Origin of the sequence: Micromonospora sp. AMSO1212t (assembly GCF_008868145.1) — a bacterium.
GTDB lineage: Bacteria > Actinomycetota > Actinomycetes > Mycobacteriales > Micromonosporaceae > Micromonospora > Micromonospora tulbaghiae.
The window spans coordinates 1-7,499 of sequence record NZ_WBKS01000193.1; the positions used below are offsets into that span (position 1 = coordinate 1).

The 7,499-nt window shown below is 73.1% G+C and carries 8 protein-coding genes; 4 read left to right on the forward strand and 4 right to left on the reverse strand.

All coding sequences use genetic code 11. The features are described 5' to 3' along the window. Positions 1-20: 20 nt before the first annotated feature. Positions 21-1,403 (reverse strand): glycoside hydrolase family 43 protein, encoded by a 1,383-nt coding sequence (locus tag F8279_RS28365; protein WP_091425028.1) that lies wholly within the window; start codon positions 1,401-1,403, stop codon positions 21-23. Between the two features lie 224 nt (positions 1,404-1,627). Next, positions 1,628-1,834, reverse strand: coding sequence for a hypothetical protein (locus F8279_RS28370; RefSeq protein ID WP_091425030.1), 207 nt, complete (start codon positions 1,832-1,834; stop codon positions 1,628-1,630). Positions 1,835-2,001: 167 nt separating this feature from the next. Here F8279_RS28370 and F8279_RS28375 point away from each other — a divergent pair, with 167 nt between their 5' ends. Then, on the forward strand, positions 2,002-3,228 hold the full coding sequence (locus F8279_RS28375; protein ID WP_091425032.1) for a sensor histidine kinase: 1,227 nt from the start codon (positions 2,002-2,004) through the stop codon (positions 3,226-3,228). After that, positions 3,216-3,869, forward strand: coding sequence for a response regulator transcription factor (locus F8279_RS28380; protein ID WP_091425034.1), 654 nt, complete (start codon positions 3,216-3,218; stop codon positions 3,867-3,869). Before F8279_RS28375 ends, F8279_RS28380 begins: the two co-directional genes overlap by 13 nt. A gap of 60 nt (positions 3,870-3,929) precedes the next feature. On the opposite strand, the gene F8279_RS28385 is transcribed toward F8279_RS28380, so the two are convergent. Beyond that, positions 3,930-5,096, reverse strand: a complete 1,167-nt coding sequence (locus F8279_RS28385) for a serine hydrolase (protein WP_091425036.1) — start codon at positions 5,094-5,096, stop codon at positions 3,930-3,932. A gap of 235 nt (positions 5,097-5,331) precedes the next feature. Between F8279_RS28385 and F8279_RS28390 the strand changes: the two genes are divergently transcribed. Next, positions 5,332-5,802, forward strand: coding sequence for a hemerythrin domain-containing protein (locus tag F8279_RS28390; protein ID WP_091425038.1), 471 nt, complete (start codon positions 5,332-5,334; stop codon positions 5,800-5,802). Positions 5,803-5,853: 51 nt separating this feature from the next. Here F8279_RS28390 and F8279_RS28395 read toward each other — a convergent pair whose 3' ends face one another. Beyond that, complete coding sequence (locus tag F8279_RS28395) at positions 5,854-6,714, reverse strand: hypothetical protein (RefSeq protein WP_151501576.1); 861 nt, start codon at positions 6,712-6,714, stop codon at positions 5,854-5,856. A 344-nt stretch (positions 6,715-7,058) separates the two neighbouring features. Between F8279_RS28395 and F8279_RS28400 the strand changes: the two genes are divergently transcribed. Further along, a partial coding sequence (locus F8279_RS28400) for a cellulose binding domain-containing protein (RefSeq protein ID WP_192580790.1) occupies positions 7,059-7,499 on the forward strand: 441 nt, incomplete at its 3' end.

Below are 7,499 nucleotides of genomic sequence, written 5' to 3' on the forward strand. Positions count from 1 at the left end.
GGGGACGGTGGTGGGGACGGTTACGCGGTGACCCGGAACGTGGCGTCCTGGCGGTCGATCGCGGGGGAGCCCGCGTCGAGCGGGTCGATGCGCAGCCGGTAGTCGTAGTGCCGCAGGTAGCGGGTGGGGAAGTTGTGCGACCGGAACGACGACCAGGTGCTGTCCGCCAGGCCGGCGGTGCGGTGGAAGGTGGCGTCGGCGCGGAACGTGGCGCTGCCGTCGTTCGGGTCCAGCCGGACCGCGTAGTCGTAGTGCCGCAGGTAGTTGCCGGGGTAGTTGACCGACTCGAAGGAGACGCCGGCGGAGTCGGCCAGGCCGGGGACCATGCGCCACATCTGGTCCTGGTACGGGTCGAACGGGTACGTGTCGACGCGGGCGATCCGGTCGGCGTGCCGGACGTAGCGGTCGGGAAGGTTCGACGACTTGAGCCGGACCCAGTTCGGCGTGCCCCAGCGGTTGACCATGCCGGCGTACTCGGCGTCGCTGATGCCGATCATCGATCCGTGCTTCGAGTTCAGCGGCGGGGTGTAGTCGCGTTGGTTCAGCGGCGTCCACGAGTTGCCCGAGATACTGGTCGTGGACCAGGCGTAGTAGTCGTTGTTGACCGGGCTGAACGAGTCGCCCCACAGCCGCCAGCCGCCCTCGTTGGTGCGCAGCAGCAGCGGCGCCTCGATCGCGTTGCCCTGCCGCAGCCCGCTGGTGTACGTGGTGAAGCTGTTCGGCGCGCCGGTGGTGGAGCGGGCGCCGTAGAGGTACCCGTCGTCGAGGTTCTTGTAGTAGAGGTACGTGGTGCCGCCGTCGACCACCACGTCCCCGTCGAGCACGCCGAAGTTCGGGCTGAAGTACACCTGTGGGGCGCTGACGGTGCGGAAGTCGCTCGTGTAGTTGACGAACAGCACGTCCCGGCCGTTGTTGGCGGAGTAGACGACGGCGTACTGGCCGCGGGCGGCGTCCCAGAACGCGGTCGGCGCCCAGGTGTGGGTGTCGAGCGTGTGCATCCGGATGCGCCGGTAGCCGGTGAACGCGGTCAGGTCGGCCGAATCCCACACGTGCAGGTACTGGCTGGTCAGCCCCCAGTTGGTGCCCTTGAGGTCGGTGGCCAGCACCACGAACGTCCCGTCGCTCTTGCGCAGCACGAACGGGTCGCGCAGGCCGAGCTGCCCGGCGGTGGGGGTGACCACCGGGTTGTTCTGGTTCAGCGGGGTCCAGTTCAGGCCGTCCCGGCTGACGGCCAGGTGCAGGCCGTAGTCGGCGCCGAGGCCGTTCGGCGTCTCGGTGAAGTAGACCATCGCGTAGGCGGTGTTCGGGGCGGCGAGCGCGGCGCGGGGCAGGCTGAGCGCGCCGGAGGCGGCGGCAGCGGCGGACAGGGCGCCGACTGTGAACGCGCGTCGGGTCAGGGGCACGACGGTGGCCTTCCTCTGCGGTGGAGATGACGGCCGCGTTAACGCTAACAACGCCCCCTAGCCTGGCGTTCACATAGCCGACTGTCAATCGATTCGCAGCGTTAACGCAACCGGCCTGTCCACCGGACGGCGGCGGTCACCACGCCCGCCACAGCCGGTGGGGCGCTCGCGCGGGCGAACGCGGCAGGGCGGGCCGACCGTCGTCACGGCCCGCCCCGCGGCGCTCAGCGGTTGCGGTAGTGGTTCACGGCCAGCGTCACCCCGCACGCCAGCGCCAGCGCGCCGAAGGCCGAACCAGCCCACGGGTTGTCCAGAACGCTCGACAGCGTCACGTTGGCGGCCACGCTGACGATGAGCACCAGCCAGAGCAGCGGGCGCATCCGGGTCGTCGTCGCGGCGGTCTTCTCGGCGGTGCGGTCCAGGTCGTTCACGGCTGCCTCCTCGGGTGCGTCCTTCCCCGTCGACGCTAGGCGCGCGACCGGCCGGGAACGATCCCGCCAGCACGACGGCCGGGGTACAGCAGGCTGTACTTTCCGCGTCCGGCCCTGACGGGCGGCGACAGCGGTGACCTATCGTGGCGGCCGGGGGGTGGGCCGGAATGGAGTACGTGCGCAGGCGGTTCCGCGCCGCGGTGGACGCGCTGGAGCACCTCGTCGGCGGGCTCGGCACCGCCGTGCTGGCGCTCGGCGTGCTGCTCGGTCTGGTCGTCGTGGCCGCGGCCTGCGTCGGCGGGGTCGGGCTGCTGCTCGTACCGGGGATGCTGCGGGCGGTGCGGTCGGTGGCCGACCGCGAGCGTGCCCGGCTGTCCCGGTCGGGGTCGCCGATCCCGTCGCCCGGCCCGGCGCCGGAGGCTCTGCGCCCCGCCCTGCGCGATCCGGTCGTGCGGCGGGAGCTGCGCTGGGTCGCCGTCCACGGGACGTTCGGCTTCGGCACCGGGCTGATCGCGTTCACGTTGCCGATCTACGCCGTGCAGGACCTGACGTTCCCGCTGTGGTACCGGTTGCTGCCGCCGGGGGCCGGTGCGCCCGGGATCGTCTGGTGGCACATCGGCGGGCTGGGCGACGCGCTCGTTGTCGGCTTGCTCGGAGTCGGATGGCTGGTCCTCACGGCCACGACCGGGCCGGCCCTGGCGCGGATCCAGGCCCGGCCGGGCCGCCGGCTGCTGCCCCCGCCGCCCGGGGTCGACCTGTCGCTGCGGGTCGCCGAACTCACCGCCACCCGTGCCGCCGCGCTCGACGCCCACGCGGTGGAGCTGCGCCGGATCGAACGCTCGCTGCACGACGGCACCCAGAACCGGCTGGTCGCGGTGAACGTGCTGCTCGGCGCCGCGCGGCGCGCGGTACGGCGTGATCCGGCCCGCGCCGACGAGATCCTGGAACGCGCGCAGAACGCGGCCGAGCAGGCGCTCGGCGAGCTGCGTACGGTGGTGCGCGGCATCCTGCCGCCGGTGCTCGGCGACCGGGGCCTGGCCGGGGCACTCGACGGACTCGCCGCGGCGTGCGCGGTGCCGTGCCGCCTGTCGGTGGACGTCGACGTGCGCTGCGCGGCGGCGGTGGAGGCCACCGCGTACTTCGTGGTGGCCGAGGCGCTGACGAACGTGGTCCGGCACAGCGGCGCGAGCGCCGTGGACGTCTCCGTGCGCCGGGAGGGGGACCGGCTGCTCGTCACAGTCACCGACGACGGGCGCGGGGACGCCGACGAGACGCGCGGCTCGGGTCTGACCGGCATCCGCCGGCGGGTCGGGGCCTACGACGGGCGGATGACGCTGACCAGCCCACCGGGAGGACCGACGAGGATGCACGTGGAGCTGCCATGCGGATCGTGATCGCCGAGGACGACGCGCTGCTGCGCGAAGGGCTGGCGCTGCTGCTGCGCGCCGAGGACCTGGACGTGGTCGCCACCGCCGGCACACCGGGGGAGTTCCTGACCGCCGTGGACGACCACCGGCCGGACGTGGCGATCGTCGACGTGCGGATGCCGCCCACCCACACCGACGAGGGCATCGTCGCCGCGGTCGAGGCCCGACGCCGCCTGCCGGGCCTCGCGGTGCTGGTCCTGTCCGCGTACGTCGAGCAGGCGTTCGCCACCGAGCTGTTCTCGGTCGGCGCGTCCGGGCTCGGCTACCTGCTCAAGGAACGGGTGGGCAGGGTCGAGGAGTTCCTCGCCGCGCTGCACCGCGTCGCGGCCGGCGGCAGCGTGATCGACCCCGAGGTGGTCGGGCAGCTGCTCGCCCGCAACCGCCGGCCGGACACCGCGCTGGCCGAGCTGTCGCCGCGTGAGCACGAGGTGCTGGCGCTGATGGCCGAAGGGCTGGGCAACAGCGCGATCGCGGAACGGATGTTCGTCACCGAGGGCGCGGTGCACAAACACATCCGCAACATCTTCGCGAAGCTGGGCCTGCCGCCCGACGACCGCGCCGACCGCCGGGTCACCGCCGTGCTGCGTTATCTCGACGGCCGGCGGTAGACCCACGCGCGCAGGCGCGCCGCCTCACGGGGAGGCGGCGCGCCTGCGGTGCGGCCCGGATCAGCGGCGGGTGTCGCACAGGACCGCGTCGACGGTGCTGGTGACCGCCTCCAGCATCTCCATGCTGGTCGGCAGCCCGGTCACCGCGACCACGGCGCTGCGCCCGTCGTTGGTGGACAGGTTGCGCGTCTGGAAGCCCTGGATGTCGCCGCCGTGTCCCCAGGCGTGGTCGCCGCAGGGCAGCGTGTGCCGGGCGATGCCCAGGCCGTACTCCCAGACCCCGGTGGGCTCGAAATCGGGCGCCGGCACGGTACGCGTCATGGCCGCCTGCTGGGCCGGCTCGAGCAGCTTGCCCGCCAGCAGCGCCTCGAAGAACGTGCGCAGGTCCGACGGGGTCGAGACGAGCTGGCCGGCGGCCCAGCCCAGCGACGGGTCCATCCGGGTCACGTCGACCCACGGCGCGCCCGGCTCCACCGCCACGTATCCGCGCGGCAGCCGGCCGGGCAGGTCCTGCTCGCCGGTCTGCGGCCAGTACGTGTCGCGCAGCCGCAGCGGCTCGATGATCCGCCGGGTGATCTCCTCGCCGACCGGGCGCTGGGTGACCCGCTCGACGATCAGCCCGGCCAGCACGAAGTTGGTGTTGCTGTACTCCCACTTCTGACCCGGCGGGAAGCGCCGCGACTGGGTGAGCGCCTCGTCCAGCAGCCGGCGCGGGTCGAAGTAGTCGCTGCGGCGGTTCACCAGGTCCTGCGCCTCGCTGAACACGACCTCGTCGTAGTCGGGCAGGCCGCTGGTCTGCTGCAACAGCTGGCGTACGGTGATCCGCCGCCCGTCGTTGCCGTTGGCGCGCACCATGCCGGGCAGGTAGCGCTCGACGGAAGCGTCCAGGTCGATGCGGCCCTCGCCGACGAGCTGGAGGACGACCACGGCGGTGAACGTCTTGGTGTTGCTGCCGACGCGCACCCGGGCGTCGCGGGGGATCCCGGCCCCGGTGCGCAGGTCGCCGACCCCCGCGGTGTAGTCGCGCACCCGGCCGTCGCGGCGTACGGAGGCCAGCGCTCCGGGGAAGCCGTGCTCGGCGATCAGGCCGTCCAACCGCTGCTGGACGGCGTCGCCGGCGGGACGCCGGGCGTCGGTGGTCGTGGCGGACGCGGCGGGCACACCCAGCGCGGCGACGGTCAGCAGGGCCGTGGCGCCGACGGCGACCGGGAAGGTACGGCGGATCATGGGAACTCCTCGAGGGAGGTGAACGGGTACGGCCTCAAGCCTCGGAGAATCGGGCGCCACGTTCCATACCGCCTGCTGCCCGAACCGGGGTAGCGCTGGCACTACTTGATGGCGCCGGTGCCGCCGGTTAGGCTCCGCGCAGCGTCGCGTGCCGGTGGCAGACCGTGTCAGGCATGGAGGCGCCGGATCGAAGGGAGCACGACGATGACACTCGTCGTCCCTTCGCCCTTGCCACGTGGCTGAGGGCGAACAGACCAGGCTGGTGGCCTGGAGCCGCGAGATGCGAGCCGTCCACGAGCGGCTGCGCGAGGCGCTGGAGGTGACCCGGCGGGCGCTCGCCGACGGTGAGCCGGCCCGCCCGGCGACACGTGAGCTGCTGTTGTTCTGCCACGGGTTCTGTGCGGCGCTGACCGCGCATCACGAGGGCGAGGACCGCAGCCTCTTCCCGGCGATCGCGGCGCGGCATCCCGAGCTGCGCGCCACGCTGGACCGGCTGCGGCAGGACCACTCGATGATCGGGTACCTGCTGACCGGGCTGGGCGCGGCGGTGGCCCGGGACGCCCCGCCCGGGGAACTGGCCCGGCACCTGGAGGGCGTGGCGGCGATCATGGAGTCGCACTTCCGGTACGAGGAACGGCAGCTTCTGACGGTGCTGGAGACGCTGACGCTGGACGCCGACCCGGACGACGTGTTCGGGCCGTTGTGACCACTGTCGCGGCCCGGCGGATGCGCACCGCCGGGCCGCGACCGGGCCCTGTCAGTTCAGGCCGCAGGCGGCGAGCGCGTCCAGGTTCGGCCGCTGCGCGCCGACCCGGTTGAACGCGATCTCGATGCGGTCGAGCGCCGCGACGCGCTTGCTGCGCAGCGGGCCGAGGATCGCGTTGTCGATGAACGCCGGGCCGCCCTCGGGGCGTACCGCGAGCTGGGCGAGGCGGACGTCGGCCTCGGCGATCTGCTTGTCCAGCGTGGCCAGTTCGGCCTGCACCTGGGCGGCGGCGGCCGCCGGGACGGCGGGCAGGTCGACCCGGGGGCAGTCGACGGTCCGGGCCGCGCCGCCCGCGTTGCCGTTGCCGCCCTGACCGTTGCCGCCCTGACCGTTGCCGCCCTGACCGTTGCCGTTCTGGCCGGCCCCGTTCTGGCCGTTGCCGTTCTGGGTGGCGCCACCGTTGACGGCGCTCGGCACGCCCGGGGCGTTGAGCGAGCAGGTGGCGAGCGTCTCCAGGTCCGGGCGCTGCGCGCCGATCCGGTTGAAGGCGATCTCGATCCGGTCGAGCACGGCGATCCGCTTGCTGCGCAGCGGGCCGAGGATCGCGTTGTCGACGAAGTTCGGGCCGCCCTCGGGGCGTACCGCCTGCCGGGCCAGCCGCTCGTTCTGCCGGGCGATCTCCTGGTCCAGGTTGGCCAGTTCCCGTTCCACCTGGGCCGCGGCCGCCGCGGGTACGGCGGGCAGCTTGTCGCGTACGGTCGGGCAGTTCACGGTCTGCGCGGCCGCAGTGGTGGCCGGGCGGCCGTTCTCGCCCGCCGACGCCAGTTGCAGCCCACCGGCGAGCAACAGCGCCGCGAGGGCGCCCACCCCGCCGAGTTTCAGGACCGCGGTCTTGCGCGTACCCCTGGCCATGCACCTCTCCTCTGGTTGACCGGGAGGGCCGGCGCGGCGGCTGCCGCCCCGTCTCCACGGTGCGAAGTGACGACTGGAGGAATCTGCTCGTGCCCGCTCCGGCATCGCGGTTCCGGCCGATGTTCCGGTCGGCGGTGGATACGGGTGGCGCGTCGGGATCGTTCAGTGCGTACCGAGGTTTGACCGCATCGACACCCATCGTTAGGCTGCGCTGAAAGCGCTTACTGTGCGGGAGACGTGAGCGTTCGGCATGGCACTGGCGTCCGGGTTTCAAGGCCCGCCCCGACACCGACCGGGCATCGGTGCCGGCGTGGGCACGGCACCACCACCCGCAGGAGACCAGCATGATCAACCGACACCGCCGTACGGTGTTGTGGACGTCCGCCGCGGCGACGGCCGCGCTCGTCGCGTCCGGCCTGGCCGTCGGCGCGACCGCCGCCCAGGCGGCCGCCGGCTGCCGCGTCGACTACGCCGTCACCGCGCAGTGGGGCGGCGGCTTCACCGCCAACGTCAACCTGACGAACCTCGGCGACCCGCTCAACGGCTGGGCCGTCACCTGGACCTTCGGCGCCGGGCAGACCGTCACCCAGTTCTGGGGCGCCGAGATCACCGCCAGCGGCGCCTCGGTGCGGGCCGCCAACGTCAGCTACAACGGCAGCCTGGGCACCAACGCGAGCACGTCGTTCGGCTTCAACGGCACCTGGAACAACAGCAGCAACCCGGTCCCGACCGCGTTCGCGGTCAACGGCGTCACCTGCACCGGCGGCGTCACCCCCACCACCGGC

Excerpts from the sequence above, each read along its gene's own strand:
- F8279_RS28375 (WP_091425032.1), top strand. The coding sequence starts at position 2,002 with ATGGAGTACGTGCGCAGGCGGTTCCGCGCCGCGGTGGACGCGCTGGAG.
- F8279_RS28380 (WP_091425034.1), top strand. The coding sequence starts at position 3,216 with ATGCGGATCGTGATCGCCGAGGACGACGCGCTGCTGCGCGAAGGGCTG.
- F8279_RS28385 (WP_091425036.1), bottom strand. The coding sequence starts at position 5,096 with ATGATCCGCCGTACCTTCCCGGTCGCCGTCGGCGCCACGGCCCTGCTG.
- F8279_RS28395 (WP_151501576.1), bottom strand. The coding sequence starts at position 6,714 with ATGGCCAGGGGTACGCGCAAGACCGCGGTCCTGAAACTCGGCGGGGTG.